Here is a 14,402-nt window from a genome sequence, read left to right as displayed (position 1 = left end):
GGGACAAGGCGCCGGGGCGCGGGCGGGCCGCCCGCCGCGTGAGCGCCCGCCGCAGGGCCGTCCGCCGCGGGAATCTCCCGAATCATAGCTTGAATCGGCCGGGAACCCCCCCGTAACGGGTCCGGTTGGCATCCCCTGGGCGTTGCGGTAGTGTATTGAAATACTCATCCTTTGCAGCAGGAGACGCGAATATGCTGATTACCTTTCACTCCAAGGTCGTGGCGGAAGTCCTCATGATCACCGACCATGCCGTCGCCCTGTTGCAGGCGGCAGGCAAGTCCTTCGGAGACAAGATCCCCGAGCGCGGTGTCTTCACCGTGGAGCAACTGGGGCCGGCCATTCGCGGAATAGAGCGCGCGATCGAGGCCTACCAGCATGCCCACGAGGATGAGCACGAGGAAGACGACGACAAGGCGCCGGTTCCGCCCATGGCGCGCGTCGTGGGCCTGAAAGAGCGCGCTTTTCCGTTGCTCGACATGATGCGCCAGTCGCAGGAGGCGGGCGTGGAGGTCACCTGGGAGGTTTCGCGGGGCTGGTAGCGCAATGTCGCCGGACGGACATTCCGTTCGGCCGTTTTTGCCTACGCTTTCCGCCTCGACGCGCTTCCAAGGAGCCCAACGCATGCGCAGCGACATCACCATTGTTTTCGACGCCCGGCGATCGGTAGATCTGGTCGCTTACGTGGAACCCTCCCCCCAGCGCCAGAGCGACGCGCGCGACTGGTTCGACAGCGCCTGGGAAACCCTGGGCTGCGAGCCGCTGCGTCCCAGCGGCAAGGTGCTGCTGCTCGACAAGGTGCTGGGCGTGGCCGACGCGCTGGGCTATGACACGCTTTTGTCGGACGAAAAAGAAAGCCGGGAATTCGCCGAGCACCTGGCCCTGGCGCTGGAGCGCCCGCGCATCACGGTGGACCTGCCCGGCCTGACGGTAGGCTACTGACGGCCGGCCGCGGGCAGGGAGACGGCGGCGCAGGAGCCGGGCAGGCCGGTCCCGCGCCGCGCATGCCGGCGCGAGGCGGCTCCGTCAGCGGATGCCCGCGCGCATGAACGACTGCACGAACTGGCGCTGGAACAGCAGGAACGCGATCAGCAGCGGCGCGGCCGACATCAGCGTCGCCGCCGTGATGACCGACCAGTCTATGCCCTGGTCGGTCGAGGAGAACACCTGCAGGCCGACGGTCAGCGGGCGCGATTCCACCGAGTTGGTGATGATGAGCGGCCACAGGAAGTTGTTCCAGTGGTGACTCACCGACACCAGCCCATACGCCACGTAAATGGGCTTGGCCAGCGGCACGTACACCTTCATCAGCACCTGCAGCGCATTGGCGCCTTCCATGCGGGCGGCCTCCTCGAGCTCGCGCGGCACGGTCTTGAAGGTCTGGCGCAGCAGGAAGATGCCGAAGGCCGACGCGAAATACGGCAGCCCGATGGCGAACACCGTGTCGCGTATGCCCAGTTGGCTCATGGAGCGGTAGTTTTCCACCAGCAGCACGTCGGGCATGATCATCAGCTGCAGCAGCACCAGCATGAAGACGAAATCGCGGCCGCGGAACTCGAAGCGCGCGAAGGCGTAGCCCGCCAGCGTGGAAAGCACCAGCTGCGCCGTCAGCACCATCGTCACCAGGAAGAAGGTGTTGAGGAAATAGCGCGGGAACGGCGCCGCGTGCCAGGCCTGCCGGAAGTTGTCCAGCGTGAGCGGGGCGAACGGTTCGAAGCGCGTGGCGTACGCGGGCGGGTGGAAGGCTGCCCAGACCGCATAGGCCAGCGGCAGTATCCACAGCAGGCCCAGCGCCCAGGCGCCCAGGGTATCGAGCTTGTCTCTCATTGGTAGTGCGTCCTGCGGTCCAGCCAGCGGAACTTGACGAGCGCCGTCAGCGCCAGCACCACCAGCAGCACCACGGTCAGCGTGGCCGCATAGGCGGTGTCCCAGAAACTGAAGCCGACCTGGTAGATGTAATACAGCAACAGCGTGCTGGCGTTGTCGGGCCCGCCGCGCGTCATGACCACCACGTGGTCCACCAGCCGGAAGGCGTTGATGAGCGCGTTGATGAGCACGAACAGCGTAGTCGGCATGAGCAGCGGCCACAGCACCCGCCGGAAGTACTGCCAGCGCGAGGCGCCTTCCAGCATGGCCGCTTCGCGCAGCGACGGCGACACCGTCTGCAGCGCGGCCAGGTAGAAGATCATGAAGAAGCCCGATTCCTTCCAGATGGTCACCACCATGAGCGCCGGCAGCGCCGTGTCGCGGCTGCCCAGCCAGTTCTGGCCGTGCATGCCGAACATCTGCATCACCTGCGCGATCAGGCCGTACTGCGGCGTGTAGAAGAACAGCCAGATGTTGGCCACCGCCACCATGGGCAGCACGGTGGGCGTGAAGTAGGCCATGCGCAGGAAACCGCGCCCGCGCAGGTTGCGGTTGACCCAGAGCGCCATGATGAGGGCAATGCCGATCGAGGTCGGGATGGTGCCCAGGGCGAACCAGAGGTTGTTCCACAGCGACTGCCAGAACACGGGGTCGTCGCGCATGACCGCGTAGTTCTCCAGCCCGACGAAGCGCGCGGGGCGCGCGCCCTTGGGCGTGGAGAAAAAGCTGTGCCACAGCGTCGCCAGCGCCGGATAGTGCGTGAACGCGGCGAGCAGCACGATGGCCGGCAGCAGGAGCAGCCAGCCATAAAGCGCATTCAAAGAGCGGCTCATCGTGCTTGGGGTCTACTTGTAGGAACGCAGGATGCGGTCGGACTCGCGCTGCGCGTCGGTCAGCGCCTGCTTGGGCGTCTTGGAGCCGGTCAGCGCGGCCTGCAGGGCGTCGTTCAGCACTTTGGTCACGCGCTGGTTCTCATGCGTGGAGAACTCGGCCACGCTGACGTCGAGCTGGTCGCGCGCCACCGTGGCGGCCGGCACTTCCTGTGCGTATTTCTTCATCTTGTCGGTTTCCCAGGCGGCCGGCGTCACGGCCACGTAGCCGGTGGCGATGCTCCAGTCGGCCGCGCGTTGCGGGCTGGTGGCCCATTTGGCGAACTTCAGCGCGGCCTGCTGCTGCTCGGCCGTGCCGCTCTTGAAGATATAGAAATTGCCGCCGCCGGTGGGGCTGCCGCCGCGCTTCTTCTTGGGCATCATCGCCACGCCGAACGGAAAATCGGCGTTCTTGCGCACGTTGGTCAGGTTGCCCGTGGTGGTCCACATGATGGCGGTTTTCTTCTCGAGGAAGTCCTTGGGCGTGGTGCCCCAGTCGATCGTGCCCGGGGGCATGATCTTGTGCTTGGCCGAGAGGTCGTGCCAGAACTCGGCGGCTTCGATGACTTCGGGCTTGTCCAGGAAGGTCTTGTTGCCTTCCTCGTTCATCAGGATCGCGCCGTTGGGCGTCGTGAGCGCCTGGAACAGCCAGTACGCGAACGCGCCGCCCGACGGGATCTCGATGCCCCACTGCGTGGTGTTGCCCGAGGCGTCGCGCTTGGTGAGCTTCTTGCCGTACTCCACCAGTTCGTCCCAGGTCGCGGGGGCGCGCTCGGGGTCCAGTCCGGCGGCCTTGAACAGGTCCTTGTTGTAGTACATGACGATGGTCGAGCGCTGGAACGGCACGCCCCAGGTGTGCCCGCCCGTGCGGCTGTTCTGCATGAAGGCGTCGTAGAAGCCGCCCAGCCATTTCTTGTCTTCCTCGCTCTTGGCCAGGCTGTCGATGGGAACGATGGCGTCCTCGTCGATCAGCGTGAACATGTCGGTCGACAACAGCACCGCGAGCTGCGGCGGCGTGCCGCCCTTGAGCGCCGTCAGCGCCTTGGCGATCGAGTCCTGGTACGAGCCGGCATAGATGGGCTTGATCTTGATGCCGGGGTTTTCTTTCTCGAAATCCGCCACCATGTCGTCGACGATCTTGGTGATCGGGCCGCCCACGGCAACGGGGTAGTAGAACTCCACCTCGACCGGCTTGTTCTGCGCCTGGACGGGCAGCGACAGGCAGGCGGCGGCCAGGCTGGCGGCCAGGGTCTTCAGTACGGTGCGTCGCATGTCGTGTTTCCTTTCCTGTGGATGAGGCGTCTTCAGCGCCCGTTGGTGTCGATGACCGCCGAATCGGCGGCAAAGAAATGCTGCTGCCCGGCCGGCCATGCCAGCCGCAGGTTCTCGCCCGGCTGGGCGCGCAGGTGGCCGCCCACGCGCACGGCCACGCCGGCCGAATCGCCCACGCGGCACACCACGATGGAATCCGCGCCGAAATACTCCACGCTCTCCACCGTGGCGGCGATGCCGGAACCGTCGATGCGGATGTGCTCCGGCCGCACGCCCAGCTTGGACGCCTGCGCCGGCGCGCCGTCGATCACGGCGCCGGGCGCCCCGGCCACCGCCATCGCGCCGTCCTTGGGCGCGAGGCTGATGAGGTTCATGGGCGGCGTGCCGATGAAGCGCGCCGCGAATTCGCTGGCCGGACGCGCATACAGGCCGTCGGGCGTGTCGAGCTGTTCGATGCGCCCGCCGCGCAGGAGCACGACCTGGTCGGCCATGCTCATGGCCTCGGTCTGGTCGTGCGTGACATACACCATGGTGATGCCCAGGCTCTGCTGCAGGGCGCGGATCTCGCGCCGCATCTCGTGGCGAAGCTGGGCGTCCAGGTTGGAGAGCGGCTCGTCCATCAGGCATACCGGCGCCTCGGAAATCACGGCCCGGCCCAGCGCCACGCGCTGCTGCTGGCCGCCCGAAAGCTGCGCGGGCTTGCGGTCCAGCAGGTGCGTCAGGCCCAGCAGCGTCGCCACGCGCTGCAGGCGGCGGTCGTAGTCGCGCGCCGGCTCCTTGCGCACTTTCAGGCCGAACAGGATGTTCTCGCGCACCGACAGGTGCGGGAACAGCGCGTACGACTGGAACACCATGGAAATGCGCCGCTGCGCCGGAGGCAGGTTGGTCACGTCGCGGTCGCCGATGCGTATCGTGCCCGAAGTGGGCGTGTCGAGCCCGGCGATCATGCGCAGCGTGGTGGATTTTCCGCAGCCGGAAGGGCCGAGAAGCACCGTGAAGCTGCCGGCGGGCACCGTGAAACTCACATCCTGAATGGCGGCGGCGCCGGCGTATTGCTTGGTGAGCTTGTCCAGAACAATGGATGACATGCTGTCTCGTAGATCTCGTTATCAGATCCGTGGCCTGCGTGCGATGAAAACCTTTTCATTGTGCAGCGCAAACATGACGGATATGTGGCAAAGGGCCAATAGCGCGTAGTCTAAAGCCCCGCGTCATTCGAAAGGATACGGGCCGGGGTAATCCCCAATGACAGCATGGTGGGTGACGAGGCGGCCGTCGCTCCACCAGTGCAGCTGATAGCCGGGCGGCTCCATGATGTAGCGCAGCGCGGGGCGCGGACCCAGTTCCAGCGCGAGCTGGTGCGCCGTGCCCGGGCACGTGGACGCGATGGTGCCGCCGAAGCGCTGGAAGATCGTGCGGTGCAGATGGCCGCACAGCACGCGTTCCACGTTGGGGTAGCGCGATACGATGGCCTCCAGCTCCCGCGCGCCTTCGAGCAGGCCGATGTCGTCCATGTGCTCGATACCCGTCTGGAAGGGCGGATGGTGCATCAGCACCAGCGTGGGCCGGCCGGGCTGTTCGGCCAGGCGGTCGTCCAGCCATTGCAGCCGCTCGCGGCAGAGCTCGCCGTGGCTCTTGCCGGGCACCACGGTGTCCAGCGCCAGCATGCGCAGCGGGTAACAGTCCACGGCGTACTGCACGAAGGCGCCCGTGCCCTGCAGGTAGCCATGATCGGGAAACGCGGCGCGCAGTTCCTCCCGGTCGTCATGGTTGCCAGGCAGCAGGAAATAGGGAATCTCCAGCGCTTGCAGCGCCTGGCGCAGCGCGGCGTATTGTTCGGGCCGGCCGAGGTCGGCCAGGTCGCCCGTAATGAGCGCGCAGTCGGGGCGCGGCGCGAGCGCATTGAGGGTGCGCACCGCCTGGTCGAGGAAGGCGGCCGGGTCGATGACGCCGTAGGCCTTGTCTCCGGGCGAGCGCATGTGCAGGTCGGTGATTTGTGCGATGAGCATGGCGCTTCTGTGGATAACTGCTGTGTATCGTGTTGGAGGGTTATTTGCGCGCGGGAGCGGCGGTGCCGCCCACGACGATGCAGTGGGGCAGCCGGCTGGACTGCGGTTTCTGGCCCTGGATCTGCGCCAGCAGGTTGGCGCAGGCGGCCTCGCCGATGCCGTCGCTGGGCTGGGCCACCGTGGTCAGCGGCGGCGTGAGCAGCGCGCCGAACCGCATGCCGTCGAAGCCGCAGACCGAGATGTCCGCGGGCACCGACAGGCCCAGGGCCACCAGGTCGGCAATTACGGCGGTGGCCAGCAGGTCGTTGGAGCAGAACAGGGCCGTGGGCGCGCGCTTGCCCCGCAGGGCCCGCTTGAGCGCCTCGGCGTCGCTGCCCGTGTGGGACTTCATGGCGATATGCTCCACGGTTTCCAGCCCCAGCCGCTTGGCGCAGGCGCGCGCGCCCATGAGGCGGCGCCGCGCGCGGTCGGAAGCGGTGAGCGGACCCGTGACCAGTGCGATGCGCCGGTGCCCCAGCGCGGCCAGGTGGGCCACCATGTCGCTGGCCGCTGCGCGATTGTCGACCGAGGAGTACGGATGGGAGGTCGACTCGTTGTAGACCAGCACATAGGGAACGCCCGCCAGCCGCAGATCGTCCAGCGTGGCGCTGCGCGCCGCGTCGGCCACGGTGAGGATCAGGCCGTCCACCTGGTGATCCATCAGCCCCTGCGCGGCCGCGGATTCCACCGCCGGGTCGTAGCCGGTGGCCGTCAGCATGACGCTGTAGCCCGACTGCCGGGCGCGCCGTTCGGCGCCTTCGAAGCATTCCGCGAATACGGGGTTGGACAGCGTGGGCAGGATCAGCCCTATGGTGCGCGTGCTGCCCGAGCGCAGGCTGCGGCCCACGCGGTTGGGGCGGAAACCCGCGCGCTTGGCCACGCTGCGGATGTGGGCCAGGGTGTCGGGATGGACGATTTCGGGCTGGTTGAACGCGCGCGACACCGTGGCCGGCGATACGCCGGCCTTGCGCGCCACTTCGATAATGGAAAAACGGGGCGAGGTACGCGTAGCCATGCCCGGAATGAGCCCGTTAGATGAAAACGATTTCATCATATAGGGCAAATATGAACTTTGTGTTGCGCGCGTTTGCGCTATGCTGGTGCGCACGCAACAAAACAAGGCTTGGGCGCGCAGTTTCTCCAGGGGAAATCGCATGATTCGGTATTTTTCCCAATTGACTCGGCGCGCGCGGGGCAGGGCAAGACGCGGAGCAGCCAATCCGCGCGGCCTGCGGTCGAGGGGACCGGATAGCGTGTGGCACTGGCCGCGCATGGCGCGCGGCTCCGGCAAAGAGGAATAGGACTAAATGGCCATTGCCTTGAACAGACTTGGCGCGCTCGAAGCCGCGCACAAGCTGCAGCGGCGCGAACTGACCGCGGAGCAGCTCGTGCGCGCATGCTTCGCGCGCATCGAACAGCGCGAGGGCACCATCCACGCCTGGACGGCGCTGCAAAAAGACGCGGCGCTGGAACGGGCCCAGGAGCTGGACCGCGGGGCGGTGAGCGGCCTGCTGCACGGCCTGCCCATCGGCGTCAAGGACCTGTTCGACACCGTCGACCTGCCCACCTGCTACGGTTCGCCCATCTACGAGCGCCACCGCAGCGCGGCCGATGCGGCCTCGGTGGCCATCTGCCGCGCCGAAGGCGCCATTGTGCTGGGCAAGACCGTCACCACGGAATTCGCGTCCTACGTGCCGGGCCCCACGCGCAACCCGCGCAACGAGGCCTACACGCCCGGCGGATCTTCCAGCGGGTCGGCCGCGGCGGTGGCCGACAGCATGGTGCCTTTCGCGCTGGGCACGCAGACCGCCGGCTCCATCATCCGGCCCGCCGCCTATTGCGGCATCGTGGGCTTCAAGCCCACGTTCGGCGCCATCACGCGCGCGGGGGTCAAGCCGCTGGCCGAGTCGCTGGACACGGTCGGCGGCTTCGCGCGCTCGGTGCCCGACGTGGCGCTCTTCGCCTCGGTGCTGATGCGCGATGCGCGCATGCGCGACCTGGCCTACGACGCCAAGCCCCGCATCGGCATGTACCGCAGCCTGCAATGGCGCCACGCGCAGTCCGAAACCAAGGAGGCGTACGCGCAGGCCGCGGCCACGCTGTCGCGCATGGGCGCCCGCGTCGAAGAGGTGGCGCTGCCGTCCGAGCATGCCGCGCTGGTGCAGCTGCACGCCGACGTCATGGCCTACGAGGCCTCGCAGGCGCTGGCCTACGAACGCCTGGCCCACGGCGGCCAGATCAGTCCCAAGCTGCTGGCCATGCTGGAGGCCGGTGCGCGCATCACGGCGGAAGAACACATCCGCAACCTGGAGCGGGCGGCGCAGGCGCGGGCCCGCGTGGACAACTGGTTCGAAAGCCACGACGTGCTGCTCGCTCCCAGCGCCAGCGGCGAAGCGCCTTTCGCCGACCTGGGCACGGGCGACCCGCAGTTCTGCCGGGCCTGGACGCTGTTCGGCCTGCCCTGCCTGCACCTGCCCTTCGCCACGGGGCCGCAGGGGCTGCCCGTGGGCCTGCAGATGGTCGGCCGGCGCCACGACGACCATCGCCTGCTCGCCATCGGCGCCTGGGCGCACCAGAAGCTGCTGGAGGCGGCGGGCGGGCCCGATATCGGCGGCTCGCACGTGTGGCCCCGCGGCTGAACGCCGCGCAGCAAAGAAAAGGCCCGCCGAGGCGGGCCTTGTTCTTGGGGCCGCCGCGCGGGCGGCGGGCCGGCGCGGGACGCCCGGGCGTCAGGCGGCTTCCGCGGCCTGCGTTTCGCCGATGTCCACGCCCGTATTCAGGTGGCGGTTGACGGCGCTCAGCACGGCCTGGAACGACGCGGTGACGATGTCGCGGTCGATGCCCACGCCGAAGCCGGTGCCCGAATCGCCCACGCGCAGTTCGACGTAGGAGGCGGCGCGCGTGCCGGTGCCGGTGCCGATGGCGTGCTCGTGGTAGTCCATGATGCGCACGGGCACGTCCAGCGCCGCCACGAAGGCGGAAATGGCGCCGTCGCCCTTGCCGCGCACCACGCGGCGCTCGCCGTTGAATTCCAGCTCGGCCTCGATGCTGAAAAGCTGGCCTTCGCCGCCGGCCGGATTGCCGTCGATGCGATGGCGGATGAGTTTCCAGGGCGCCTTCTGTTCGAGGTATTCGCGGCTGAAGATCGTGTGCACGTCGTCGGCCGTGACTTCGCGGCCGGTTTCGTCGGTGACGCGCTGGATGGCGCGGCTGAATTCGATCTGCAGGCGGCGCGGCAGCACCAGGCCGTGTTCCTGTTCGAGCAGGTACGACACCCCGCCCTTGCCCGACTGGCTGTTCACGCGGATCACGGCGTCGTAGCTGCGGCCCAGGTCGGCGGGGTCGATGGGCAGGTAAGGCACTTCCCAGACGCCGTCGGGTTTCTGCTGCGCGAAACCCTTCTTGATGGCGTCCTGGTGCGAACCCGAGAAGGCCGTGAAGACCAGATCGCCGGCGTAGGGGTGGCGCGGGTGCACGGGCAACTGGTTGCAGTACTCGGCGCAGCGGCGCACTTCGTCGATGTCGGAGAAGTCCAGGCCCGGGTGCACGCCCTGCGTGTAGAGGTTGAGCGCCAGCGTGACCAGGTCCACGTTGCCGGTGCGCTCGCCGCTGCCGAACAGGCAGCCCTCGATGCGGTCGGCGCCGGCCATCACGGCGAACTCGGCCGCCGCCACGGCGGTGCCGCGGTCATTGTGGGGATGCACGCTCAGCACGATGCTGTCGCGGCGCGCCAGGTTCTTGTGCATCCACTCGATCTGGTCGGCGTAGAGGTTGGGCGTGGTGGCTTCGATGGTGGCCGGCAGGTTCAGCACCATCTTGCAGTCCGGCGTGGGCTGCCATTCGTCGGCCACGGCGTTGGAAACCTCCAGCGCGAATTCCGGCTCGGTGGTGCTGAACACTTCCGGGGAGTACTGGTAGCGCCATTGCGTCTCGGGATGCTTGGCCATGTGCTGCTTGACCAGGCGCGTGCCGGTGACGGCGATGTTCTTGATTTCGTCCTTGCTCATGTTGAACACGATCTTGCGGAACGCCGGGGCGCAGGCGTTGTACAAGTGGACGATGGCCTGCTTGGCGCCGGCGGCGGATTCGACCGTGCGGGCGATCAGGTCTTCGCGCGACTGCGTCAGCACGATGATGGTGACGTCGTCGGGGATGCGCTTTTCGTCGACGAGCTTGCGGACGAAGTCGTAATCGGTCTGGGAGGCGGAGGGAAAGCCCACCTCGATTTCCTTGAAGCCGATCTTCACGAGCTGCTCGAAGAAGCGGAGCTTGCGCTCGACGCTCATGGGCTCGATCAGGGCCTGGTTGCCGTCGCGCAGGTCGGTGCTCATCCAGATCGGCGCCTTGGTGATGCGGCGGCTCGGCCAGGTGCGCTCGGAGAAATCACGGGCGAACGGCGCGAAGGGAACGTATTTGGTGGCGGGGTTGGCAAGCATCATCACTACACCTCGGTCGGTATCTTTTGAATCCCGGCGCGGCAGGCGGCCCGATGGCGGCCGCAGGCCATGTTTTTTGCCTGGGTCTGGTCAAAGACCGGCAGGATTCAGGAAAAAAGGGAGAAAACGCGTGTGGCGAGCGTGCGGCTGCCGAGCTACCACGGGGCGCTAGGCCCGGCAACCGATCGGTAGGTATAGCGATAGCGCGAGGGAAGAGGCGGCGCAGAAAGCCGCGCGCAGGCCGGCGACCGGGGCGCTGAAGCGTCCGGAGGCAATCGCGGGGAAGGTGCGTTGGGCGGCCATAGGACGTAAGTCAAACACATTTCCTGCAAACATGCAAATGAAAAGGGCGGGAGAGGGCCGGCCCGACGGCCCTCTCCCGCCGCGCGGCGCGGCGCTCACTGCATGTGCATATTGCCCTTCTTGACGACTTCTCCCAGGCGCTTGCGCTCATTTGCGGCGAACGCCTGGAAACTCGCGCGCGAGCCGCCGCCCGGCTCGATGCTGCTCTTCTTCAGCGCGTCCAGCACTTCCTGGCTTTGCAGGGCCTTCTGCACCGCCTCGTTCATTTTGTCGAGGACGTCGGCCGGCGTGCCGGACGGGGCGTACAGGCCGGCCCAATGGCCGATGCGGATGCCCGGATAGCCTTCCTCGGCTGTCGTGGGGATGTCGGGCGCGCTGGCCATGCGCTTGTCCCAGGTGGTGGCCAGGGCTTTCAGCTTGCCGCTCTGGATGAGGGGCAGCGTCACGATGCTGGCTTCGGAGGTGGCGTCCACCTGGTTGCCGATCACGGCGGTCACGCCTTCGGAGCCGCTTTTGTAGGCGATGGGCTCCACGGGCAGGCCGGTGGCGTCTTTCATCATCACGGCCACGAAGTGCGGCGTGCTGCCGTTGCCGGCGGTCGAGAAGGTGATGCGGTCGGTTTTGGCCTTCTGGGCGCGGGCGACGAAATCCTTCAGGTCCTTGGCGGGGTTGGCGGGGTTGGCGACGATCACCGAGGGCGTGATGGACAGCAGCGCCACGGGCGTCAGCGCCTCGTCTTTGTAGGGCTGGTCCGAGCGGATGAGGCTGTTGGTCACGGTGCCGTTGCTGCCCACCAGATAGGTGTAGCCGTCGGGGGCGCTGTGCGCCACATGGGCGGCGCCCACCACGCCGCCCGCGCCGGGGCGGTTCTCGACGATGACGGACTGGTTCAGGACGCCGCCCACCGCCTTGGCGATGATGCGCGCGACCAGGTCGTTGGCGCCGCCCGCGCTGAAGGGCGCGACGAAGGTAATGGGTTTGTCGGGCCAGGCGGCGCTGGCCGGGGCGGAGGAAAGCGCGGCCGAGCAGGCCAGCAGCAGCCCGGCGGCATACCGGATGGGGGTGCGGAACATATGAAGAGACTCCAGGAGCCGGGCGCGCAGCCGGCCTGTCTCGGGCCGGTGGGGGTTATTGGAATCCTGCGCCGCCCGCGGTTGCGCGAGCCTGGCCCGCCAGTATAGAGCCGCCACGCTGGCGCGTGACTGAAACGAAAACGGCCGCCAGGACGGCGGCCGTACGCGGGCGGGGCGGGAGGTCAGTCCGCCGGGCCGATGCGCGGCTCGATGTAGCGGCCGGCGCGCGGTTCGCGGCGCGGCGCGGCGGCGGGGCCGCCGTCGCGCGGGCCGCGCGCATCGGACGCGCCGTCGAGAATCTGCGACTGTTCCGCCACCATGGCGATCTTGCCGACGCGGCCGTGACGCAGCTCGGTGAGCGCGCGGCGCAGGTCGCCCACGGTGAACGGTTCGTCGCGCTCGCCCCACGACCAGCGCAGCACGCCCAGCGATTCCTCGCCCAACTGCGGCGCGAGGCCGGCCAGCACGTCGGTCGGCACCGGGGTGGCGCGGCCGTTGGCCAGGCTGGCGGCCAGCCAGGCGCGCACGGAGAAGAACACGATGAGGGTCCAGATGCCCGTGGCCACCCACCAGAGATAGGGGTTGATCTTCTGCACCATTTCCATGGTGGGCTCGCCCAGCGTATGGAGGAATTCGTATTTCATGCCGCGGCCGAAATCCAGGATGGCCCGGGCCGCCAGATACCAGACGATGAGGGCGGCGACGATGACGATCGCACGCACGATCAGACGGGGAAGCGCCAGTTTCAGGAGTGTCTGGCCGATCAGGCGGCAATCCTGGCGCACGCTTGCGGGCGAAGTCAGATTCATCATGCAAAATATTGTACCTATGACCCGCCCGATTTTAGAACTTCGACCCGGCCAGCACCTGACGCTGACCCCGCAGCTGCAGCAATCCATCCGGTTGCTGCAGTTGTCCTCGCTCGAGCTGGAGGCCGAGATCTCCCAGGCGCTGGCCGAGAATCCCCTGCTGGAGCGGGAGGAAGACCCCGGGCGCGAGGCCGAGGCCGCCTCGGAACGCGAATCCTCCGTCTCCGACGACGAGCCGGCCGCCGAGCGCGAAACGCCGGTGGATGAAATGCCGGGTTCCGGCGGCGTCTACCCCGACGAAGACGCCGGCCCGCCCGAAACGGCCCGGCCCGACACGCTGCGCGAGCACCTGCTCGAGCAACTGGGCCTGACCCGGGCTTCCGAGCGGGACGCGGCCCTGGCGGCCCTGCTCATCGACGAGCTGGACGAAAACGGCTATCTCGGCTCGCCGCTGGAAGAAATCCTCGGCTGGCTGCCGGCCGAACTGGGGACCGATCTCGACGAACTGCGCGCCGCGCTGTCGCTGCTGCAGTCGTTCGACCCGCCCGGCATCGGCGCGCGCGACATGGCCGAGTGCCTGCTGCTGCAGTTGCGCCAGCCCGATCCCGAGCGCCTGCCCGAAGCGGCCGACCCCGCCGTGCTGGCCTGCGCGCGCCGCATCTGCGCCGGCCACCTGGCGCTGCTCGCCACCGGCAACCTGTCCAGGCTGGGCGCGGCCGCCGGCTGCGACGAAGCCACCGCGCGCGCCGCCCACGCGCTGATCCTGCGGCTGGAGCCGCGGCCCGGGCGCGCCTGGACGGTGCCCGCGGCCGATTACGCCGTGCCCGACGTCATCGTGCGCAAGACCCGCAGCGGCTGGCAGGCCACGCTGAACAGCGCGGCCGTGCCGCGGCTGCAGATCAACGGCCTGTACGCACAGCTGCTGGGCAACCAGAAGGCTTCCGCGCACGCCGGGCTGCAGGCCCAGCTGCAGCAGGCCAAATGGATGATCCGCAACGTGGAGCAGCGCTTCGACACCATCCTGCGCGTGGCGCAGGCCATCGTCGACCGCCAGGCCGCGTTCTTCAGCCAGGGGCCCGCCGCCATGCGGCCGCTCATCCTCAAGGACATTGCCGGCGAGCTCGGCCTGCACGAATCCACGATTTCGCGGGCCACGACACAGAAGTACATGCTCACTCCGTTCGGCACCCTGGAGCTCAAGCGCTTCTTCGGCACGGGCGTGGCCACCGACGGCGGCGACGCCACTTCCGCCACCGCCGTGCAGACCTTCATCCGCCAGATGGTGGCCGAGGAGAACCGGGCCAAGCCGCTGTCCGACAGCCAGATCACCCAGAAGCTGGCCGACCAGGGCATCGTCATCGCGCGCCGCACCGTGGCGAAGTACCGCGAGGCGCTGAGGATCGCGCCCGCCGCCGTGCGCAAGGCCCAGGCTTTGGTCCGCTGAACCGCGCCGGGCAGCCGCCCGGATCGCGGCACCGCGGCAGTGCGGCGCCGCACCATATCCGTGCTCTCTGCACCAGGGCGCGCCGGGTCCGCCGGGCCGCCCGCGCGCCCATCCTCCGGAGAAAACGCCCCCGCCCATGCGCCGCCGCGGGCTGGCACGGCTTTTGCATGAGGAGGAAGCGGCGGCTCAATGGCGATCCGCCGGCAGCAACCGATTTCTGAGCGGCCCGGCAACGGGCTCCCTGGGCAATGGCGTCCTACGCATCCCGTCATCCGGCGGGAGTCG

13 protein-coding genes are annotated in these 14,402 nt (G+C 68.1%); 4 read left to right on the top strand and 9 right to left on the bottom strand.

Annotated elements, in window-relative coordinates:
* Window positions 1-191: 191 nt before the first annotated feature.
* Both NGJ44_RS04380 and NGJ44_RS04375 read left to right on the top strand, forming a co-directional pair.
* Window positions 192-539 carry a DUF1840 domain-containing protein gene (locus NGJ44_RS04380; RefSeq protein WP_053244253.1) on the top strand — a complete coding sequence of 116 codons (348 nt, stop codon included), beginning with the start codon at window positions 192-194 and terminating at the stop codon, window positions 537-539.
* An 82-nt stretch (window positions 540-621) separates the two neighbouring features.
* Window positions 622-939: a hypothetical protein gene (locus NGJ44_RS04375; RefSeq protein ID WP_053244254.1), complete on the top strand. Its 318-nt coding sequence runs from the start codon at window positions 622-624 to the stop codon at window positions 937-939.
* A gap of 84 nt (window positions 940-1,023) precedes the next feature.
* Here NGJ44_RS04375 and NGJ44_RS04370 read toward each other — a convergent pair whose 3' ends face one another.
* From NGJ44_RS04370 to NGJ44_RS04345, 6 genes are all read right to left on the bottom strand, one after another.
* Window positions 1,024-1,824, bottom strand: a complete 801-nt coding sequence (locus NGJ44_RS04370) for a carbohydrate ABC transporter permease (protein ID WP_251863207.1) — start codon at window positions 1,822-1,824, stop codon at window positions 1,024-1,026.
* On the bottom strand, window positions 1,821-2,696 hold the full coding sequence (locus NGJ44_RS04365) for a carbohydrate ABC transporter permease (protein WP_053244256.1): 876 nt from the start codon (window positions 2,694-2,696) through the stop codon (window positions 1,821-1,823). The genes NGJ44_RS04370 and NGJ44_RS04365 overlap by 4 nt, the downstream gene beginning before the upstream one ends.
* Window positions 2,697-2,708: 12 nt before the next feature.
* On the bottom strand, window positions 2,709-4,004 hold the full coding sequence (locus NGJ44_RS04360) for an ABC transporter substrate-binding protein (protein WP_251863206.1): 1,296 nt from the start codon (window positions 4,002-4,004) through the stop codon (window positions 2,709-2,711).
* A 32-nt stretch (window positions 4,005-4,036) separates the two neighbouring features.
* Window positions 4,037-5,092, bottom strand: a complete 1,056-nt coding sequence (locus tag NGJ44_RS04355; protein WP_251863205.1) for an ABC transporter ATP-binding protein — start codon at window positions 5,090-5,092, stop codon at window positions 4,037-4,039.
* A 123-nt stretch (window positions 5,093-5,215) separates the two neighbouring features.
* A complete protein-coding gene (locus NGJ44_RS04350; RefSeq protein WP_251863204.1) occupies window positions 5,216-6,013 on the bottom strand; it encodes a phosphodiesterase in 798 nt (265 codons plus the stop codon).
* 40 nt (window positions 6,014-6,053) lie between these two features.
* Entirely contained in the window at window positions 6,054-7,067 is a 1,014-nt protein-coding gene (locus NGJ44_RS04345) for a substrate-binding domain-containing protein (RefSeq protein ID WP_251863203.1), read from the bottom strand.
* Window positions 7,068-7,359: 292 nt separating this feature from the next.
* On the opposite strand from NGJ44_RS04345, the gene NGJ44_RS04340 reads away from it, so the two are divergent.
* Window positions 7,360-8,691, top strand: a complete 1,332-nt coding sequence (locus NGJ44_RS04340; RefSeq protein ID WP_251863202.1) for an amidase — start codon at window positions 7,360-7,362, stop codon at window positions 8,689-8,691.
* 90 nt (window positions 8,692-8,781) lie between these two features.
* Here NGJ44_RS04340 and leuA read toward each other — a convergent pair whose 3' ends face one another.
* From leuA to NGJ44_RS04325, 3 genes are all read right to left on the bottom strand, one after another.
* Window positions 8,782-10,491, bottom strand: a complete 1,710-nt coding sequence (leuA, locus tag NGJ44_RS04335; RefSeq protein ID WP_053244259.1) for a 2-isopropylmalate synthase — start codon at window positions 10,489-10,491, stop codon at window positions 8,782-8,784.
* A gap of 395 nt (window positions 10,492-10,886) precedes the next feature.
* On the bottom strand, window positions 10,887-11,864 hold the full coding sequence (locus NGJ44_RS04330) for a tripartite tricarboxylate transporter substrate binding protein (RefSeq protein WP_251863201.1): 978 nt from the start codon (window positions 11,862-11,864) through the stop codon (window positions 10,887-10,889).
* Window positions 11,865-12,046: 182 nt separating this feature from the next.
* Window positions 12,047-12,676, bottom strand: a complete 630-nt coding sequence (locus NGJ44_RS04325; protein ID WP_251863200.1) for a hypothetical protein — start codon at window positions 12,674-12,676, stop codon at window positions 12,047-12,049.
* A gap of 16 nt (window positions 12,677-12,692) precedes the next feature.
* Here NGJ44_RS04325 and rpoN point away from each other — a divergent pair, with 16 nt between their 5' ends.
* Window positions 12,693-14,117: an RNA polymerase factor sigma-54 gene (gene rpoN, locus NGJ44_RS04320; RefSeq protein ID WP_502802105.1), complete on the top strand. Its 1,425-nt coding sequence runs from the start codon at window positions 12,693-12,695 to the stop codon at window positions 14,115-14,117.
* Window positions 14,118-14,402: the final 285 nt, after the last annotated feature.

This window comes from Achromobacter sp. Marseille-Q4962 (assembly GCF_943737005.1).
Classification (GTDB): domain Bacteria; phylum Pseudomonadota; class Gammaproteobacteria; order Burkholderiales; family Burkholderiaceae_B; genus Achromobacter.
The sequence above is the reverse complement of the archived record's forward strand: the minus strand, read 5'-3'. Positions and strand labels throughout refer to the sequence as shown.